This window comes from Roseateles cavernae (assembly GCF_040187885.1).
GTDB classification, from domain to species: Bacteria; Pseudomonadota; Gammaproteobacteria; order Burkholderiales; family Burkholderiaceae_C; genus Roseateles_E; species Roseateles_E cavernae.
In genome coordinates this window covers 289,162-306,417 of the sequence record NZ_JBDPLH010000002.1, presented here as the reverse complement: position 1 = coordinate 306,417, position 17,256 = coordinate 289,162, and the positions used below count along the sequence as shown (strand labels likewise).

Below are 17,256 nucleotides of genomic sequence, written 5' to 3'. Positions count from 1 at the left end.
GCCTCGGGCCGCTGGGTTGTCGATGCTGGTATCAACGCGCCAGGGGAGCCTTCCCCCACGAGGGCAAACCCGGGCTCGCGAGCATCAGCGCGATTCAGCGCGGCTCAGCACCCAGCTGTCGGCCGAGCGTTCCGCGCGCAGGCCGAAGCCCTGCTCAAGGCTGCGCAGAAAGACCGGGATGTCCTGGGTCGAGAAGGAGCCCGAGACCTGCGTCTCGCGCAGCGTGGCATCGCCGAGCCGGATGGGCACCAGGCTGTAGCGGTTGACCTCCTCCAGGGCCTCGGCGAGCGGCGTGCGATCGAATTCGAGGCGGCCCTGCTGCCAGGCGAGCTTGCGCCCCATCGCCTGAGGTTCGGCCTGCGCGAGCAGCACATGCCGCTCCGCGCTCACCGCCACTTGCCCGACGCCCAGCCGCAGCGGCTGTGCACCACTGCGCGCCGCCACGGCAGCCGCCCGCGTCACCTCGACCACCCCCTCGTAGACGGTGATCTCGGCGCTGCCATTGGCATGGCGTTGCACCAGGAAGCGCGTGCCCACCGCGCGCACGACGGTGTCGCCCGCGACGACCTCGAAGGGGCGGCTGCGGTCCTTGGCCACCTCGAACAGGCCCTCGCCGCGTTCCAGCACGACGCGACGACGCTCGGGGCTGTAGGCGACACGCAGGGTGGAGGCGGCATTGAGCTCGGTGCGCGAGCCATCGGGCAGCGGCACCGGGCGAGGCTGGCCGACGGCGGTTTTGTAGGTCGCAGCCATCGAGCGGCCATCTTCCACGGACGGCGACCAGGGGCTGTTCAGCCACAGCAGGCTCGCCAAGGCCACACTGCCCAGCCCCCCCAGCGCGCCAAACACCCAGGCCCAGCGCGGCCGCGAACCAACGAAGCTGGGCGCGGCAATACGGGCGGCCGCCGACTCCAGGGTCGGGAACCTGGCCCGGCTGGCCGTCGCCCACAGCAGCGCATGCTCGTCCAGGAGGCGCGGGTGATTGGGATCTTCTGCCAGCCACTCATGCAGTTGCTGGCGCTCCTCGGCACCGAGCGGGCTCGCGTCTATGCGCACGACCCATGAGCGCGCCTGCTCTTCGGCCTGCGGCGTGCGCTCGAAATTCATCACATTGCGCGTCATGGCTGCTGCCCTCCCACACGAACCGCCGGACGTCGCCCGCCCGCCTCGTGCTCGGCCAGGGCTTCGTGGCAGAGCTGCAGCGCGCGCGTGATGTGCCGCTCCACGGTCTTGTTGGAAATGCTCATGCGTGCGCCTATTTCGGCATGCGACAGGTTCTCCAGCTTGCGCAGCTGGAAGGCCTCCAGGCATTTGGGTGCCATGCGCTGCATCGCCAGCTCCACGGCCTCGATCAACTGGCGCTCCTCCATCTGGGCCTCGGGATTGGCGCCGGGCGCGATCGCGCCGAGCGCGTCCATATCGGCAATCGCGTCGGTGGCTCGGGTTGTCCGCTTGCGCAGTTCGCTGAGCGCCAGATTGCGCGCCACCGTGTAGAGCAGCGCCTCGCTGACCGGCGTCTGCCCGCCCAGCTCGGCGGCGTAGACGCGCAGAAAGGCTTCCTGGGAGACATCGGCCGCGTCCGCCCCATTGCCCAGCAGGCGCCGGACATAACGCTCCAGTGCCTTGCTGCGGCGGTGGTAGATCTCGAGCAAGTTCATGCGGACTCAGGGGCTGCTGGGTACCCATGGATAACTCGCGACAAGCTCCCCTCCCTCATAGGACAAACCCTGCCATGCGGCGACCAGACCGACTCGCCGGCCGGCAGCGCGGTGACCAGGACCTGCAGCCGGCGCTGATGTCTGAGGCTTGGGCAGCACCGTTTACTTGCCCCGAACATATCCCAAGACGCTGTCCGGGCTGGAAACAGCAAGGGCCTGCGTACGCAAGCCCTTGATTCGCAAACATGATTTTTGGTAGGCCGTGCAGGACTTGAACCTGCGACCAAAGGATTATGAGTCCTCTGCTCTAACCAACTGAGCTAACGGCCCCCTGGGGGAGTACCGGCCTTGCACCGGAAGCCGCGCATTGTATAGGCGCGGTCGCGGCCTCTGCCCGATGCGCTGCGCGGCCTGTTTGTTTACTTCTGCGACAGCGCGTTCGTCACCATCCGCGAAGTGATGTCGACGATCTGGATCATGCGGTCATAGGCCATGCGGGTCGGGCCGATCACGCCGAGGGTGCCGACCACCTGGCCATCGACCTCGTAGGGAGCGGAGACGATGGACAGCTCCTCGAAGGGCACGACCTGGCTCTCGCCGCCTATATAGATGCGCACGCCCTCGGCGCGGCTCGAGACATCGAGCAGGCGCATCAGCTGGGTCTTCTGCTCGAACACATCGAACAGGCGGCGCAGGCTGCCCATATCGTTGCTGAAGTCCTGCATCGTCAGCAGATTGCGCTCGCCGGAGATCACGACCCGCTCTTCCTGGTGCTCGAGCGCCTCGGTGCCGACCTGCACGGCCGCGCTCATCAGCCGGCCGATCTCGCCGCGCAGCGCGTCGACCTCGCTCTTGAGCCGCTCGCGCACCGCCTCCAGGCTCAGGCCGGCGTAGTGGGCATTGAGCCGGTTGCTGGCCTCGGCCAGCTCGGGCTGGGTCAGGTCTTGCGTGGTGAAGATCACGCGGTTCTGCACATCGCCGTCGGGCGAGACCATGATGACCAGCACCCGGCGTTCGCCCAGGCGCAGGAACTCGATGTGATGGAACACGCTGGGCTTGCGCGGCGCGGTGACGACGCCGACAAAGCTGGACAGATTGGACAGCAGCTGGGCCGCGCTGGCGATCACGCGCTGCGGCTGGTCGGGCTGCAGCTGCGGGGTTTCGATAGGCCGCAGGTCGGCGCCGACGATGGAGGCGGGCTGGGCCGTCAACATGGTGTCGACGAACAGCCGGTAGCCGCGCGCGGTCGGGATGCGGCCGGCGCTGGTGTGGGGGCTGGCGATCAGACCCAGCTCCTCCAGGTCGGCCATCACATTGCGTATCGTCGCCGGGCTCAGTTCCAGACCGGAGGCCTTGGACAGCGTGCGCGAACCGACGGGCTGGCCGTCCGCGATATAGCGTTCGACCAGGGTTTTCAGCAGTGATTTGGAGCGCTCGTCGAGCATGGTTTTCATTGTACGGACTACCGCGCCCGAGTCAGCGGGTGTTCACATCGCTGTGGTGTAATTCTGCGCATGGCCAAGCGTTTTCAACATGTCGCGATCGTCGGCAAGCATCAGGCCCGGGGTATACGCCCGGTACTCGAGGAAATTGCCGACTTCGTGACCGGCCTGGGGCTGGATGTCTCGCTGGAGCGCGACACCGCGCTGAACACCGGCATCACCGAGTTCGAAGCCCTGTCCAACGAGGAGATGGGCGCCCGCTGCGACCTGGCCATCGTGGTCGGCGGCGACGGCACGATGCTGGGCTTTGCCCGCGAGATGGCCCGCTACGGCACGCCGCTGGTGGGCATCAACCAGGGCCGGCTGGGCTTCATCACCGACATCTCGGTGGAGAAATTCCGCGAAGCGCTGGCGCCGATACTGGCCGGCGACTTCGAGATGGAGCAGCGCGCGATGCTGGAAGGCGCGGTCTGGCGCGATGGCGAGGTGATCTTCTCGGGCCTGGCGCTCAACGATGTGGTGGTCAGCCGGGGCGCGACGGCCAGCATGGTGGAGATCAAGGTCGACGTGGGCGACGAGTTCGTCGCCAATATGCGGGCCGACGGCGTGATCGTCGCCTCGCCCACCGGCTCGACCGCCTACTCGCTGTCCTCGGGCGGGCCCATCCTGCACCCCAGCATCGCCGGCTGGGTTCTGGTGCCGATTGCCTCGCATGCCTTGTCCAACCGCCCCATTGTGCTGCCCGATACCGGCGAGGTGCGGCTGGAGATCGTGGCCGGCCGCGATGCCAGCGTCAATTTCGATATGCAAAGCCTGGCCAGCCTGCTGCACGGCGACCGCATCACGGTGCGGCGCTCGGCCCACAAGGTCTGCTTTCTGCATCCGCAGGGCTGGAGTTATTACGCGACCTTGCGCCGCAAGCTGCGCTGGTACGAGGGAGTGTCCTGATGTTGCGCCGACTGAGCCTGCGCGATTTCGTCATCGTGCCCGCGATGGAGCTGGAGTTTGACGGCGGTTTCGCCGTGCTGACCGGCGAAACCGGCGCCGGCAAATCCATCCTGGTCGATGCCTTGCAGCTGGCGCTGGGCAGCCGCGGTGATGCCGGTGTCGTGCGCGAAGGCGCGGCCCGGGCCGAGATCAGCGCCGAGTTCGACTGCCCGGCCCGGCTGAACAGCTGGCTGGACGAGGCCGGCTTCGACAAGGGCGACAGCCTGCTGCTGCGCCGCGTCATCGATGCCCAGGGCAAGAGCCGCGCCTGGATCAATGGCAGCGCCGCCACCGTGGCCCAGCTGCGCGAGACGGCCGACAGCCTGCTCGACATCCATGGCCAGCATGCCTGGCAGGGCCTGACCCGTCCGGCCTCGGTGCGCGCGCTGCTGGACGCTTTCGCCGGCCTCGACAGCACGCCGCTGGGCCAGGCCTATGGGCAGTGGAAACAGCTCAGCGAACGGCTGGAGGCCGCACAGACCCGCTCGGGCGAGCTGGGCCGCGAGCGCGAACGCCTGGCCTGGCAGATCGACGAGCTGGCCAAGCTCTCGCCCGGCGCCGACGAGTGGGACGAGCTCAATAGCGAGCACCAGCGCCTCTCGCACGCCGCCGCGCTGATGGAGGGCGCGCGGGCCGCGCTGGAAGCCATCGAAGGCGGGTCCGGCGAGGCCGAACAGAGTGCCGAGAGCCTGACCGAGCAGGCGCTGGACAAGCTGCAGCAGGTGCTGGACTACGACAGCCAGCGCCTGGCCCCGGCGGTCGAGGCCCTGCAGGGCGCGCAGGCCCAGCTGCGCGATGCGGCACACACCCTGTCCACCTATCTGCACGGCGCCGATCTGGAGCCCGAGCGGCTGCAGGAACTGGACGAGCGCCTGTCGGCCTGGATGAGCCTGGCGCGGCGCTACCGCCGCCCACCGGCCGAGCTGCCGGCCCTGCTCTCGCAGTGGCGGGCCGAGCTGGCGGCGCTGGACGAGGCCAGCGATCTGGCCGCGCTGGAGAAAAGCCTGGCTGCGGCCCGCAGCGCCTTCGAGCGCGAGGCCAGGCGCATCAGCCAGGAACGCGGCAAGGCCGCGCCCCAGCTGGCTGCCGCCGTCACGCAGGCGATGCAGCAGCTAGGCATGGCCGGCGGCGCCTTCGAGGTGGCCTTGCTGGCGCAGGAACAGCCGCAGAGCTTCGGCCTTGAATCGGTTGAATTCATGGTGGCCGGCCATGCCGGCAGTACGCCCCGGCCGCTGGCCAAAGTGGCCTCGGGCGGCGAGCTCTCACGCATCGCGCTGGCGATCGCGGTGACGACCAGCCAGCTTGAGCAGGACGGCGCGGGCACGCTGATCTTCGACGAGATCGACGCCGGCGTCGGCGGCGCGGTGGCCGAGACCGTGGGCCGGCTGATGAAGCAGCTGGGCCGCGAGCGCCAGGTCCTGGCCGTCACCCACCTGCCCCAGGTGGCCGCCTGCGCCGACCATCACTACCTGGTCTCCAAGGCCTTGCGCGCCGGCACCACCGCCAGCGAGGTGCAGGCCATTGCCGGCGAGACCCGGGTGCAGGAGATCGCCCGCATGCTGGGCGGCGAGCGCCTGTCCTCGGCCAGCCTGGCCCATGCGCAGGAGATGCTGGCGCTGTCGGCGGCGGGCGCGCCGCGCAGCCAGCAAGATGTCAAGAACAGGACGACGAAATCATGAGTGGCGCAGTTCCGCAAAGCGATGTGGTGCTGGTCACCGGCATGGCCGGTGGCGGCAAGTCGGTGGCCATGCATGCGCTGGAGGACGCGGGCTTCTTCTGCGTCGACAATCTGCCGCCCGAGCTGCTGACCCCTTTCCTGGCGGTCGAGAAGCAGCGCGGTGAGCGCCGCGTCGCGATCGCCGTCGATGTGCGCAGCGAGGGCTCGCTGCCGCATCTGCTGCCGCTGATCAAGCAGCTGCGCGGCGAAGGCGTCGCGGTGCGCTCGATCTTTCTGGACGCCAATGACGAGACCCTGGTGCGGCGCTTCTCCGAGACCCGCCGCCCCCACCCGCTGCGCAGCGGGCAGCGCGACGCGGGCAGCGATGGTGGGGATGCGCACCGCGCCCTGCTCGACGCGATCTCGCTGGAGCGCGAGCTGCTGGCCGCGCTGCGGGTCGAGTCCACCGTGATCGACACCAGCCTCTTGCGCGCGGCCCAGCTGCGCGCCTGGGTGCGCGATCTGGTTTCGGTCAAGGGCGAGTCACTGACCCTGGTGTTCGAGTCCTTCGCCTTCAAGCATGGCGTGCCCAGCGACGCCGATTTCGTCTTCGATGTGCGGGTGCTGCCCAACCCCTATTACGACCGCGAGCTGCGCCCGCTGACCGGCCGCGATGCGCCGGTGGCCGACTATCTGCAGGCCCAGCCCGAGGTCAATCTGATGCTGGGCCAGATCAGCGGCTTTCTGCGCCAGTGGCTGCCCAATTTCGCCGCCGACCAGCGCAGCTATCTAACCGTTGCGATCGGCTGCACCGGCGGCCAGCACCGCTCGGTCTATCTGGTCGAGACCCTGGCCCGGCAGTTCGCCAGCCATGGCCATGTGCTGAAGCGCCACCGCGAGCTGGACGCCAAGTAGTCGCTCAGACGGCCCGCGATTCCTCGTCGCGGGCCGACATCAGCACCAGGGCGACGACGGTGACGACCGGGAACAGCAGCACCATGCCCACCATCCAGCCCAGCAGCGGCCGGCCATCACGCTTGAGCGCCAGCGCCATATAGGTCCAGTGCGCGATCAGGCTGGCCGCCAGACCCAGGGCCAGCAAGGTCATCTTGGCGCCGTTGACATCGTCTTCGGAGCTGCCGGCCGAGATCAGGAACCAGAGACAGCAAGCCGCCACCAGCAGGGCGATCAGGGCGGATTCGACGGCGCTTTTGACCAGGGGCTTCATGTTTTTGGAACAGGCGGTACGGAGCGCGAAGCATAAGCCCGATCACGCCCCGTTCAGAGTCTTTCGAACCCTTAAAAGCGATAACTGGCCTTGACGCCGACGAAGCGCCCGCGCGGATCGCCCTGGCTGTAGTCATAGCTGCCGGTCGAGGCATCCCAGGGCAGCTTGCCATTGGCCAGGTTCTGCACGGTCAGCGTCGCGAGCAGCTGGGGGCTGAACTGCCAGTCGATGTTCAGATCCACGCTGTCGATGCTGCCGACCCGCTCGGCATGGGCCGGCGTCGGGCGGTAGGTCTGGGCATAGCCGCCGACATGGTTCCAGCTCAGTGCCGTCGTCCATGCGCCCAAGGCCCAGACGGCGGTGCTGCTGCTGCGCCATTTGGGCAGGGAGCCGAACTCATTGCTGCCCGCGCCATTGACCGCTGCCTCGCCCGCGGACGGCGGCAGCGCGAACTTCAGCAGCCGGCTCAGCTGGGCCTTGAGCTTGAGCTCGCCCAGGCCGCCCAGCGCGAAGCGGCGGCTGGCCTCGATATCGAAGCCCGCCACCTCGCGCTCGCCCTGGTTCTTCCATTGCCGGGTCAGGCTGACGATGCGGCCCTGCTCGTCGCGCTGGATGCGGCCGGGCAGACGCGGCTCGTTCTGGACGATGAAGTCGGCCGTCTCGGTGTCGATCAGGTCCTGCTGGCGGATGTTGAAGTAGTCCAGGCTGAGACTGGTGCGCGCGTCCGGCGCCAGCACGATGCCGAGGTTGTAGTTGCGCGAGCGCTCGGGCTTCAGATCGGGATTGGCTGCGGTCAGATTGGTCACGCCGCGAGCCACGGTCGGCGACACCGGGTCGCGCGGGTCGACCACCGAGCCGTAGCTGACGCCGCTGCTCTGCGTGATCTCGGGCAGCGAGGGGGCACGGAAACCGCGCGACACATTGGCCCGCAGCAGCAGGCTGTCCAGCGGCTGGAAGCGCAGGCTGGCCTTGGGTGAGAAGGCGCTGCCGAAATCGCTGTAGCGGTCGGCACGGGCGGCGACATTCAGGCTCAGGGTCTTCAGCAGCGGCACATTCAGCTCGGCAAAGGCCGCGCTGACCGAACGGCTGCCATTGATGATGTTGATCGCCGGGCGCAGCTCGGTGCCGGACAGCACGGCGTCCGAGGTGCGCGAATTCATGCGCTCATGGCGCAGCTGCAGGCCGGCGGCAAAACCCAGCGGGCCGGCCGGCAGCCGGGTCAACTCGGTCGAGGCGGTCGCATCGATGCTGTAGAGCTCGGCCTCGGCCGGACGCAGGGTGGACAGGCGCAGCGCCGCGCGCTGGGCCTCGCTATTCCTGCTCTGGTCGGCGAAGTTGTAGCTGCCGCTCTTGAGCGCGCGCTCGAATTCGTAGCGGTTGACGAAGTTCTGCACCGTCTCGTCCAGATGGCTGCTGGACTGCAGCAGCGACAGATCCCAGTCCCAGCCGGCGCTGGCGCCGCGCGCGCCGGCCAGTGCGCGCTGGAACTTCACCGCGTCCTGCTTGGTCCTGGTGCCCAGGTCGAACAGCGTGGCGTTCAGCAGCGCCGAGCCGCTGGCCGGGTAGTTGGGATGGTTCTTGGGTAGGATCACCGGGATCGTGTCCAGCGACTGGCTGGTCGAGTTCCAGGCGCGCAGGCTGCTCGACACCGACAGCGGCGGGCCGAAGATCAGCTCGGCGCGCGAGCTGCCCAGCAGCAGCTCGGCATAGGCCTCGACCTCGTCGCTCAGCCGCCAGCTCGCCCGCGCGCTGCCGTGATAGCGCTCCACACCCGGGATCAGTGTCTTGTACTGGGCCGGGTTGTAGGCCAGCACGGTGCCGGTCTTGCCGGGCGTGATCGCGCCTTGGTCGACCAGTTGCAGCGGGCCCTGCAGGCCGCCGAGCTTGTGGGCCGGATCGCTGCCCAGATAGTTGGTCGCGACCCAGGCCAGGGTGCCGCCGGGCTCCCTGCGGAAGTCGTTGTCGCGCAGCCAGGCCACATCGCCCTGGTCCAGGCGGTCACGCTTCAGTGCATCGAAGCTCAGCGTGATATTGAAGCGGTCGCGGTCCAGATCGCCGAAGCCATGGCGCAGCTCGAAGCTGCGCTCGCGCTGGCCCGTGCCCTCGGTCGACGCGCCCAGGCCGGCGCGAAGCTCGGTACCCTGGTAGTCCTCGTAGAGCAGGATGTTGACCACGCCACCGATCGCGTCCGAGCCATAGATCGACGAGGCTCCGTCCTTGAGCAGCTCGATGCGGCGCACGGCGGCCAGCGGCAGGCTGTTCAGATCGGTGAACACCTCCTGCATATTCTGCGCGGTCGCATAGGGTGCGACGCGGCGGCCGTTCACCAGCACCAAGGTGTTCTGCTGGCCCAGGCCGCGCAGCGACAGCCCGGCCGTGCCGGCCGAGAAGCTGCCGGTGAACTGCTCGTTGAAGCTGTTGCCGCTGTTGGCGGCGATATTGCGCAAGACCTCGGGCAGGCTGGTCTTGCCGCTGGCCTGGATATCGGCGGCCGTCAGCACCTGGACCGGATTGGCGCCCTCGCGCCGGGTGCTCAGGATGTTGGAGCCGGTCACGGTGACACGGTCCAGGCGGGCCGCCGCATCGGTGGCTTCGTTGGCGGCGATGGCGGGTGGCAGGAAAGCGGCGGCCAATGCGGCGGCCAACACTGAGGGTTTCAGCATGGAAGAAAAATCCTTGATCGGGATGAACGCCCGGGTAGGGGCGTGACGGGCCGGGCCGTGGCGGGTAGCCAGGGCAGGCTTGGGGGCGCAAGAGTTCTAGGGCGAGACCAGGGCGGGTCCGCTCAACAGGCCGCTCGGCGAGTGATCAGCGAGTGACTGGCTTGGGGCCCCGACAGGGGCTGGGGAAAAGGCGGGACATGGTGGGTAGGTTCTCAACTGCACGCTCTTGTCGGCGCCAGAGAAATTTACGGGCTAACCCTGATCCCGCCAAGCAAGAAAAACCTGCTTGCTTATGCGTGCAGATCAGCTCAAGCCAGCAGCCGCTTCAGCGGCGCCGGCAGTGCATAGTCGGCCAGCTTCTCGCGCGCTACCCAGCAGCCCTCGCCAAGAGCGGCCGCGCTGGCGAGCACGGCGCGGCGCGGATGCAGCACCCAGTCGAAATGCGTCAGCGCATGCTCGACCCTGGGCATCACCTCCAGCTCGGCGCCGATCAGCCGGGCCTGGCTCAGCATCGCTTGCTCGTCGTCGAACATCGGCAGCGTCCACAGGCCGGCCCAGACGCCGGTGTCGGGGCGCTGCTGCAGCAAGACCTGACCCTCATGCTCCAGCCACAGCCACCAGTTCTCGCGCCGGCCGCGCTTGAGCTTTCTGGTCTTGACCGGGTAGCGCGTCGGCTCGCCCTCGGCGCGGCCACGGCACAGCTCGCTGACCGGGCAGAGCAGGCACTGCGGCGCGCGCGCGGCGCACAGGCTGGCGCCCAGATCCATCAGGCCTTGGGTATAGGCGCCGATATCGGCGGCCGCAGTCGGCAGCAGATCCGTCGCATGCCGCCACAGCAGCTTCTCCTGCGCGCTGCTGGCCATATCGCCGTCGAAGGCCAGCAGCCGGCTCAGCACCCGCTTGACATTGCCGTCCAGGATCGCGACCCGCTCGCCGAAGCAGAAGGCCGCGATCGCCGCAGCGGTCGAGCGGCCGATGCCGGGCAGCTCCTGCAACTGCGCCGCACTGGCCGGGAACAGGCCGCCATGCTGCTGAGCTACGGCCACCGCGCAGCGATGCAGATTGCGTGCGCGGCTGTAATAGCCCAGGCCGGCCCACATCGCCAGCACCTCGTCCAGACTGGCCCCCGCCAGATCGACGACGCTGGGAAAGCGTTCGAGAAAGCGCCGGTAATAGCCCAGCACCGTCGTCACCTGGGTCTGCTGCAGCATGATCTCTGACAGCCAGACGCGGTAGGGGTCACGGGTGTTCTGCCAGGGCAAGGCATGGCGGCCGTGCTGGCGCTGCCAGGCCACCAGCACAGCGGCGAAGTCGGCGGGCAGGACTATTTCTTTTGACATGAGGGACAGAAAAAGGTCGAACGCTGGCCCTGGACGATGCGGCGTATCGGCGTGCGGCAGACCCGGCAGGGCTCGCCCTCGCGGCCATAGACCTGGGCCTGCATCTGGAAGCTGCCGGCCACGCCGTGGGCGTCCTTGAAGTCGCGCAAGGTCGTGCCGCCGGCCTCCAGCGCCGCGCCCAGCACCTGGCGCACCGCAGCGGCCAGTCGTGCGCAGCGCGGGCCGCTGAGGCGGCCGGCCTGGGCGCGCGGGTCGATGCCGGCCAGGAACAAGGCCTCGCAGGCGTAAATATTGCCGGCGCCGACGACGATGTCGCCGGCCAGCAGGGCCTGCTTGACCGCGACACGGCGGCCCGACAGGCCCACTTTCAGATGCGGGCCGTCAAAACGCGGATCGAAGGGCTCCAGCCCGAGGCCGGCCAGCAGCTTGGCCGCCGGCCCCTGCTCCAGCGATTCGGACCAGACCACGGCGCCAAAGCGCCGCGGGTCATTCAGTCGCAGCAAGCCCTGGCTGGTGCGCAGATCGAAATGGTCGTGCGGCCCCGGCTCGGCCGGCCGGGTCTGGAAGGCCAGCGAGCCCGACATGCCCAGGTGCAACAGCAGGCCGCCGCCCCGAGAGCCTGCGCCTTCGCCGCCGCCATGCAGCGGCAGCCACAGGTATTTGCCGCGCCGTGTCACCACGCCTACCTCGCGGCCCAGCAGCGCCTGCTCGGGCACGCCCAGCGGCCAGCGCAGCGGCTTGCCCAGGCGCACCCCTTGCACGCGCGCGCCGGCGATCGCATCGGCAAAGCTGCGGCGGGTGACTTCGACTTCGGGCAGTTCGGGCATGGCGCGGATGATAAGTGGCCTCTGGCATGGCCCTGGTCCGGGGGCGCACTTCTAGAATCAACAACAATCCAGCAATGTGGCGCTTGCATAGTGGGCGCAACACGAACGCTGTTCTCAGGAGCTGTCATGCCCAAGTTCTTCCCTCGCCCGACCGGCCCGGCCCGGCTGCTGGCGGCCTCCGGCCTTGTTGTGCTGGCCTTGCTGAGCCCGCTGGCCCAGGCCAGCACGGCGGCCAGCGCGCCCACGCCCAGCAACTCCGATCTGGACGCGCCACTGTTCTACCAGCTGCTGGTCGGCGAGATGGAGCTGCGCTCGGGCCAGCCCGGCGTGGCCTTCCAGGTGCTGCTCGATGCGGCGCGCCGCACCAGCGACGGCGAGCTCTACCGCCGCGTCGTCAATATCGCGCTGCAGGCCCGTGCCGGCGACCAGGCCCTGATCGCGGCCCGCGCCTGGCGCGAGGCCATCCCCGACTCGGTCGAGGCGCACCAGATGGTGATACAGCTGCTGGTGGCGCTGAACAAGCCGGAGGAAGTGGTGGCGCCGCTGCGCAGCATGCTGGCGATCACGCCCGAGCCGCAGCGCAATGTGGTGCTGGCCTCGATCCCGCGCCTGTTCCAGCGCGCACCCGAGCCCAAGCGGGTCTACACCGCGCTGGCCCCGGTGCTGGAGGCGGCGTCCGCGCAGCCGGCCACCCGCATGATGGCCTTGCTGGTGCAAGGCCGGCTGGCGCTGAGCGCCGAGCAGGCGGACAAGGCACTGAGCCTGACCCAGACCGCCGCCAAGGACTTCCCCGAGGCCGACGAACCGCTGCTGCTGGCGCTGGATCTGCTGCCCAGCAGGTCCGAGGCCGAGAGCCTGATCGCCGCCCGCCTGCAGGCCAAGCCCGATCACTACGATCTGCGCCTGGCCTACGGCCGCGCGCTGGCGCGCGCCCAGCGCGCCGCCGACGCGGCCCGCGAGTTCCGCATCGTCACCCAGGCCAGGCCGGACGACAGCCAGCCCTGGTATGTGCTGGGTGCGCTGGAGCTGGACCTGCGCCATCCCGAGGCGGCCGAAAAGGCCTTGCAGGCCTTTCTGGAGCGGCTTGACGACAAGGACGGCAACAAGGACTCCCGCCAGCAGGCCTGGCTGCTGCTGGCCCAGGCGGCCGAGATGCGCGGCGACCTGAAGACGGCCGAATCCTGGCTGGCCCGCATCGACAACCCGCAGCGCGCGCTGGAGGTCACCTACCGCCGCGCCTCGCTGCTGGCGCGCCAGGGCCAGCTGGCCAAGGGCCGCGCGCTGCTGCAGGCCCTGCCGGGCGAGCGCGACGAGGACGCACGCGCCACGCTGATGGCCGAGTCCCAGCTGCTGCGCGATGCGCGCCAATGGGAGGCCGCTCACCAGGTGCTGGCCAAGGCCAATACCCGCTTCCCGGCCGATGCCGACCTGATCTACGAGCAGGCCATGATGTCCGAGAAGCTCGGACGCATGGACGAGATGGAGCAGCTGCTGCGCCGCGTGATGGAGATCAAGCCCGAGCACTACCACGCCTACAACGCGCTGGGCTACTCGCTGGCCGAGCGCAACGAGCGCCTGCCCGAAGCCAAGACACTGATCGCCAAGGCGCTGGAGTACGCGCCCAGCGAGCCCTTCATCGTCGACAGCCTGGGCTGGGTCGAATACCGCATGGGCAATCACGCGGAGGCGCTGCGCCTGCTGCGCCAGGCCTATCAGTCGCGGCCCGATGCCGAGATCGCCGCCCATCTGGGCGAGGTGCTGTGGGTCAGCGGCCAGCAGGAAGAGGCCCGCAAGGTCTGGGGCGAAGGCGCCAAGCGCGACCCCAAGAACGAGGCCCTGCGCGAGACCCGCCAGCGCCTGAAGGCCGGCCGATGAGCCGACGCTGGGCCGGCCTGGCACTGGCGGTCTTGCTCAGTGCCTGCGCCGGGCTGAAGCCCCCGCCTGTTCATATCCCCACCGAGGGCGATCTGAGCCTCAGCGGCCGGCTCTCGGTGCTGGTCGAAGGTGGACAGGGCGGCAATGCCGCCTTCGAGCTGAGGGGCTCGCCGAGCGCCGGGCAGCTGGAGCTCAGCACGCCGCTGGGCAGCCTGCTGGCGCGCGCGCTGTGGTCGCGCAGCGAGGTGCGGCTGCAGACGACCAAGGAAGAACGCCGCTTCGATGATCTGGACGCGCTGAGCCGCGAACTGCTGGGCGAGGCGATTCCGGTGGCCGCACTGTTCGATTGGCTGCGCGGCCGGCCCTGGCCCGGCGCGGCCAGCGAAACCCTGGCCGGCGGCGGTTTCTCGCAGCTCGGCTGGCAGGTCGATCTGTCCCGGTTCGATAGCGGCCTGGTGCTGGCCCAGCGCCAGGCCGCGCCTGCCGTCACCCTGCGCGCCCGCCTGGAGCGCTGATTCCTTTTTTGTACCTATGCCTCTCGCTCTCTACGATGTGCCGGCCCCGGCCAAGCTGAACCTGTTCCTGCATGTGGTCGGCAAGCGGCCCGACGGCTACCACCTGCTGCAGTCGATCTTTGCGCTGATCGACTGGGCCGACACCCTGCACTTCGAACGCCGCAGCGACGGCCGGCTGGCCCGCCATGATGGCGACTGTGCAGCGGCCGCCCTGCCCGCCGACGATCTCTGCCTGCGCGCAGCGCGCCTGCTGCAGACCGAGAGCGGCTGCGGCCTCGGGGCCGACATCCATCTGGAGAAACGCCTGCCGGCCGGCGCCGGCATGGGCGGCGGCTCCTCGGATGCCGCCTCCACCCTGCTGGCGCTGAACCGGCTCTGGGGCCTGAACTGGCCACGCTCGCGTCTGCTGGCGCTGGGCCTGAAGCTGGGCGCAGATGTGCCCTTCTTCATCGGCGGACGCAATGCCTTTGTCGAGGGCATCGGCGAGATCCTGTACCCGATCACCCTGCCGCCGCTGGGCTTTGCCGTGCTCAAACCGCCCACCGGCATCTCGACACAGCAAATATTTTCGAGCCCCCTCTTGGCAAGATCGAAATCCGTGGCTATAGTAGCGGGCTTTCCTGCACACAATAGCAGCGAAGACAAAAACGAAACATCGAGTGCAACAGCAAGTAGTTCACGGGGTGTTTTGTCGGCGTCGCAAGCGGCTGATGTGGTGAGATTGGATACAGAAGGTGTGGCGCTGCTGGCGAATGGTTTTGGTCGAAACGACCTGCAAAAACCGGCCGAGGCAAGCTGCCCCGAAGTGGTCCAGGCTCTGCAACTGCTAGAAGAACGATTCGGCAATAGCCGGATGACGGGCTCGGGCAGCGCGGTGTTCGCGAGAGTGGACGCGGCGGACGGGAAAGATGGCATGGCTGATCAGCCCACCGGATGGGTTGCTAAGATGTGCCGCAGTTTGGACGTTCACCCGCTGTGCGGATGGGCCGAAGACTGAGCAAGGTTATAGGGTGCTGCAGCTCTGCAGTGTCCTGTGTAGGGGCGTCGCCAAGTTGGTTAAGGCATCGGATTTTGATTCCGACATGCGCAGGTTCGAATCCTTCCGCCCCTGCCAAATTTCTTTAGTTGTTCACCTCCGGGACCCGCTGGGCTGGCCACGGGGCCATTGATTCAAAGGATGGCCCGCTCGTGCTGCTCAATACCGTCCTCTTCACCGGTAATGCCAATCCGGTTCTCTCCCAGGAAATCGCCACCCATCTGGGCCTAGAGCTCGGACGTGCCGTGGTCGGTCGCTTTTCCGATGGCGAAGTCACCGTCGAGATCCAGCAGAACGTGCGTGCTCGCGACGTGTTCGTGATCCAGCCGACCTGTGCGCCGACCAACGAGAACCTGATGGAACTGCTGATCATGGTCGATGCCCTGAAGCGCGCCAGCGCTCGCCGCATCACCGCCGTGATCCCCTACTACGGCTACGCCCGCCAGGACCGCCGCCCCCGCAGCACCCGTGTGCCGATCTCGGCCAAGGTGGTGGCCGATCTGCTGGAGACCGTCGGCGTCGAGCGCCTGCTGACGATGGACCTGCACGCCGACCAGATCCAGGGCTTCTTCGACATCCCGGTCGACAATATCTACGCCAGCCCGGTGCTGCTGTCGGACCTGAAGGCCCGCAACTACTCGAACCTGGTGGTGGTCAGCCCCGATGTCGGCGGCGTGGTGCGCGCCCGCGCGCTGGCCAAGCAGCTGGGTTGTGACCTGGCCATCATCGACAAGCGCCGCCCGGCCGCCAATGTCTCCGAAGTGATGCATGTGATCGGCGAGATCGACGGCCGCAACTGCGTGATCATGGACGACATGATCGACACCGCCGGCACCCTGGTGAAAGCCGCCGAAGTGCTGAAGGACCGCGGCGCCAAGAGCGTCTTCGCCTATTGCACCCACCCCATCCTGTCGGGGCCGGCGATCGAGCGCATCTCGGGCTCGCAGCTCGATGAGGTCGTGATCAGCAACACCATTCCGCTGTCCGACGCCGCCAAGGCCTGCGGCAAGATCCGCCAGCTGTCGGTGGCCTTTCTGTTCGCCGAGACGATTCGCCGCATCTCGGACGGCGAGTCGGTCACCTCGCTGTTCAGCGAGCAGAACAACAATTTCTGATCGCCTGCCCTCGGGCAAGCGTCAAAGCCGCAGCCGCTACAGGCTGCATCACCGAGCAGCCTGGTCGCGGGCGCTCATCCATATTGGAGTACGTTATGAAATTCGTCGCTTTTGAGCGCACATTGCAGGGGACCGGAGCGAGCCGCCGCCTGCGCATTGCAGGCAAGGTGCCTGGCATCGTCTTCGGTGCCGGCGAGCCCGCAATGATCGAGCTGGACCACAACGCGCTGTTCCACGCCATGAAGAAGGAAGCCTTCCACAGCACCATCCTCGAGATGGAACTGAACGGCGCCGTCTCGCAAGTGCTGCTGCGTGACTACCAGATGCACCCGTACAAGCCGCAAGTGCTGCACGCTGACTTCCAGCGCGTGGACGGCAGCACCAAGATCACCAAGAAGATCCCGCTGCACTTCATCGGCGAAGAGAACTCGGTGGCCGTGAAGACCGACAAGTGCACGGTCAACCACATCATCACCGAGCTGGCCATCACCTGCCTGGCCCAACAACTGCCCGAGTTCATCGAAGTGGACCTGAGCGGCCTGACCCTGGGTCACTCGCTGCACATCAATGACCTGAAGCTGCCCGCCGGCGTCAAGGTCGTCGTGCATGGCAAGCCGAACCCCGCCGTGGCCACCGCCGTGGCACCGGTCGCCGAAGAGGTGATCGTGGCTGCTGCCGCCCCGGCCGACGACGGCAAGGGCAAGAAGAAGGGCAAGAAGTAAGCCCTGCGCTGCTTTTTGTTGACCAAGGGCCCTGCGGGGCCCTTTTTCTTTTTCCGGGCCAGATCGCACAGCACGGCTGGACTACTGCCATGCTGATGTCAGTAGGCATGACCTTAGGGAGTGGGCGGATTAGGGGCTAGCCCCTACAGTCGCGCCTGGTCCGCCGACGGTCCGCCCTCAGGCGGACGGGC

The 17,256-nt window shown here is 68.0% G+C and carries 15 protein-coding genes and 2 tRNA genes; 9 read left to right on the top strand and 8 right to left on the bottom strand.

The genetic code is table 11. The features are described 5' to 3' along the window. Nucleotides 1-84 precede the first annotated feature (84 nt). The 4 genes from ABGI63_RS08275 to hrcA all read right to left on the bottom strand — a co-directional run bounded on the left by ABGI63_RS08275 (nt 85) and on the right by hrcA (nt 3,103). Complete coding sequence (locus ABGI63_RS08275) at nt 85-1,122, bottom strand: FecR family protein (protein ID WP_349741990.1); 1,038 nt, start codon at nt 1,120-1,122, stop codon at nt 85-87. Then, nucleotides 1,119-1,658, bottom strand: a complete 540-nt coding sequence (locus ABGI63_RS08270) for an RNA polymerase sigma factor (protein ID WP_349741989.1) — start codon at nt 1,656-1,658, stop codon at nt 1,119-1,121. The genes ABGI63_RS08275 and ABGI63_RS08270 overlap by 4 nt, the downstream gene beginning before the upstream one ends. Before the next feature lie 253 nt (nt 1,659-1,911). Continuing rightward, nucleotides 1,912-1,988, bottom strand: a tRNA-Ile gene (locus tag ABGI63_RS08265). Between the two features lie 89 nt (nt 1,989-2,077). Then, nucleotides 2,078-3,103: a heat-inducible transcriptional repressor HrcA gene (gene hrcA / locus ABGI63_RS08260; protein ID WP_349741988.1), complete on the bottom strand. Its 1,026-nt coding sequence runs from the start codon at nt 3,101-3,103 to the stop codon at nt 2,078-2,080. 69 nt (nt 3,104-3,172) lie between these two features. Between hrcA and ABGI63_RS08255 the strand changes: the two genes are divergently transcribed. From ABGI63_RS08255 to rapZ, 3 genes are read left to right on the top strand one after another with little or no spacing between them, the layout of a single operon-like run. Then, nucleotides 3,173-4,048, top strand: a complete 876-nt coding sequence (locus ABGI63_RS08255; protein WP_349741987.1) for an NAD kinase — start codon at nt 3,173-3,175, stop codon at nt 4,046-4,048. Continuing rightward, a complete protein-coding gene (gene recN, locus ABGI63_RS08250) occupies nt 4,048-5,766 on the top strand; it encodes a DNA repair protein RecN (RefSeq protein ID WP_349741986.1) in 1,719 nt (572 codons plus the stop codon). The genes ABGI63_RS08255 and recN overlap by 1 nt, the downstream gene beginning before the upstream one ends. Then, nucleotides 5,763-6,659: an RNase adapter RapZ gene (rapZ, locus tag ABGI63_RS08245; RefSeq protein ID WP_137943759.1), complete on the top strand. Its 897-nt coding sequence runs from the start codon at nt 5,763-5,765 to the stop codon at nt 6,657-6,659. Before recN ends, rapZ begins: the two co-directional genes overlap by 4 nt. A gap of 4 nt (nt 6,660-6,663) precedes the next feature. On the opposite strand, the gene ABGI63_RS08240 is transcribed toward rapZ, so the two are convergent. From ABGI63_RS08240 to mutM, 4 genes are all read right to left on the bottom strand, one after another. Further along, nucleotides 6,664-6,972, bottom strand: coding sequence for a hypothetical protein (locus ABGI63_RS08240; RefSeq protein ID WP_349741985.1), 309 nt, complete (start codon nt 6,970-6,972; stop codon nt 6,664-6,666). A 71-nt stretch (nt 6,973-7,043) separates the two neighbouring features. Then, nucleotides 7,044-9,635, bottom strand: a complete 2,592-nt coding sequence (locus ABGI63_RS08235) for a TonB-dependent receptor plug domain-containing protein (RefSeq protein ID WP_349741984.1) — start codon at nt 9,633-9,635, stop codon at nt 7,044-7,046. 308 nt (nt 9,636-9,943) lie between these two features. Beyond that, nucleotides 9,944-10,975, bottom strand: coding sequence for an A/G-specific adenine glycosylase (mutY, locus tag ABGI63_RS08230; protein WP_349741983.1), 1,032 nt, complete (start codon nt 10,973-10,975; stop codon nt 9,944-9,946). After that, on the bottom strand, nt 10,960-11,802 hold the full coding sequence (gene mutM, locus ABGI63_RS08225) for a bifunctional DNA-formamidopyrimidine glycosylase/DNA-(apurinic or apyrimidinic site) lyase (protein WP_349741982.1): 843 nt from the start codon (nt 11,800-11,802) through the stop codon (nt 10,960-10,962). Before mutM ends, mutY begins: the two co-directional genes overlap by 16 nt. Before the next feature lie 126 nt (nt 11,803-11,928). Between mutM and ABGI63_RS08220 the strand changes: the two genes are divergently transcribed. The 6 genes from ABGI63_RS08220 (at nt 11,929) to ABGI63_RS08195 (ending at nt 17,065) form a co-directional block, all read left to right on the top strand. Further along, nucleotides 11,929-13,677 carry a tetratricopeptide repeat protein gene (locus ABGI63_RS08220; RefSeq protein WP_349741981.1) on the top strand — a complete coding sequence of 583 codons (1,749 nt, stop codon included), beginning with the start codon at nt 11,929-11,931 and terminating at the stop codon, nt 13,675-13,677. Next, nucleotides 13,674-14,192, top strand: coding sequence for a lipoprotein insertase outer membrane protein LolB (locus tag ABGI63_RS08215; protein WP_349741980.1), 519 nt, complete (start codon nt 13,674-13,676; stop codon nt 14,190-14,192). The genes ABGI63_RS08220 and ABGI63_RS08215 overlap by 4 nt, the downstream gene beginning before the upstream one ends. A 16-nt stretch (nt 14,193-14,208) precedes the next feature. Further along, nucleotides 14,209-15,189 carry a 4-(cytidine 5'-diphospho)-2-C-methyl-D-erythritol kinase gene (ispE, locus tag ABGI63_RS08210; protein WP_349741979.1) on the top strand — a complete coding sequence of 327 codons (981 nt, stop codon included), beginning with the start codon at nt 14,209-14,211 and terminating at the stop codon, nt 15,187-15,189. Between the two features lie 40 nt (nt 15,190-15,229). Next, nucleotides 15,230-15,306: transfer RNA gene (locus ABGI63_RS08205), tRNA-Gln, on the top strand. Between the two features lie 74 nt (nt 15,307-15,380). Continuing rightward, on the top strand, nt 15,381-16,343 hold the full coding sequence (locus ABGI63_RS08200; RefSeq protein WP_137943751.1) for a ribose-phosphate pyrophosphokinase: 963 nt from the start codon (nt 15,381-15,383) through the stop codon (nt 16,341-16,343). A 95-nt stretch (nt 16,344-16,438) separates the two neighbouring features. Further along, the gene (locus ABGI63_RS08195; protein ID WP_137943750.1) at nt 16,439-17,065 is read left to right on the top strand and encodes a 50S ribosomal protein L25/general stress protein Ctc; all 627 of its coding nucleotides are present in this window, start codon (nt 16,439-16,441) and stop codon (nt 17,063-17,065) included. The last annotated feature ends 191 nt before the right edge of the window (nt 17,066-17,256 follow it).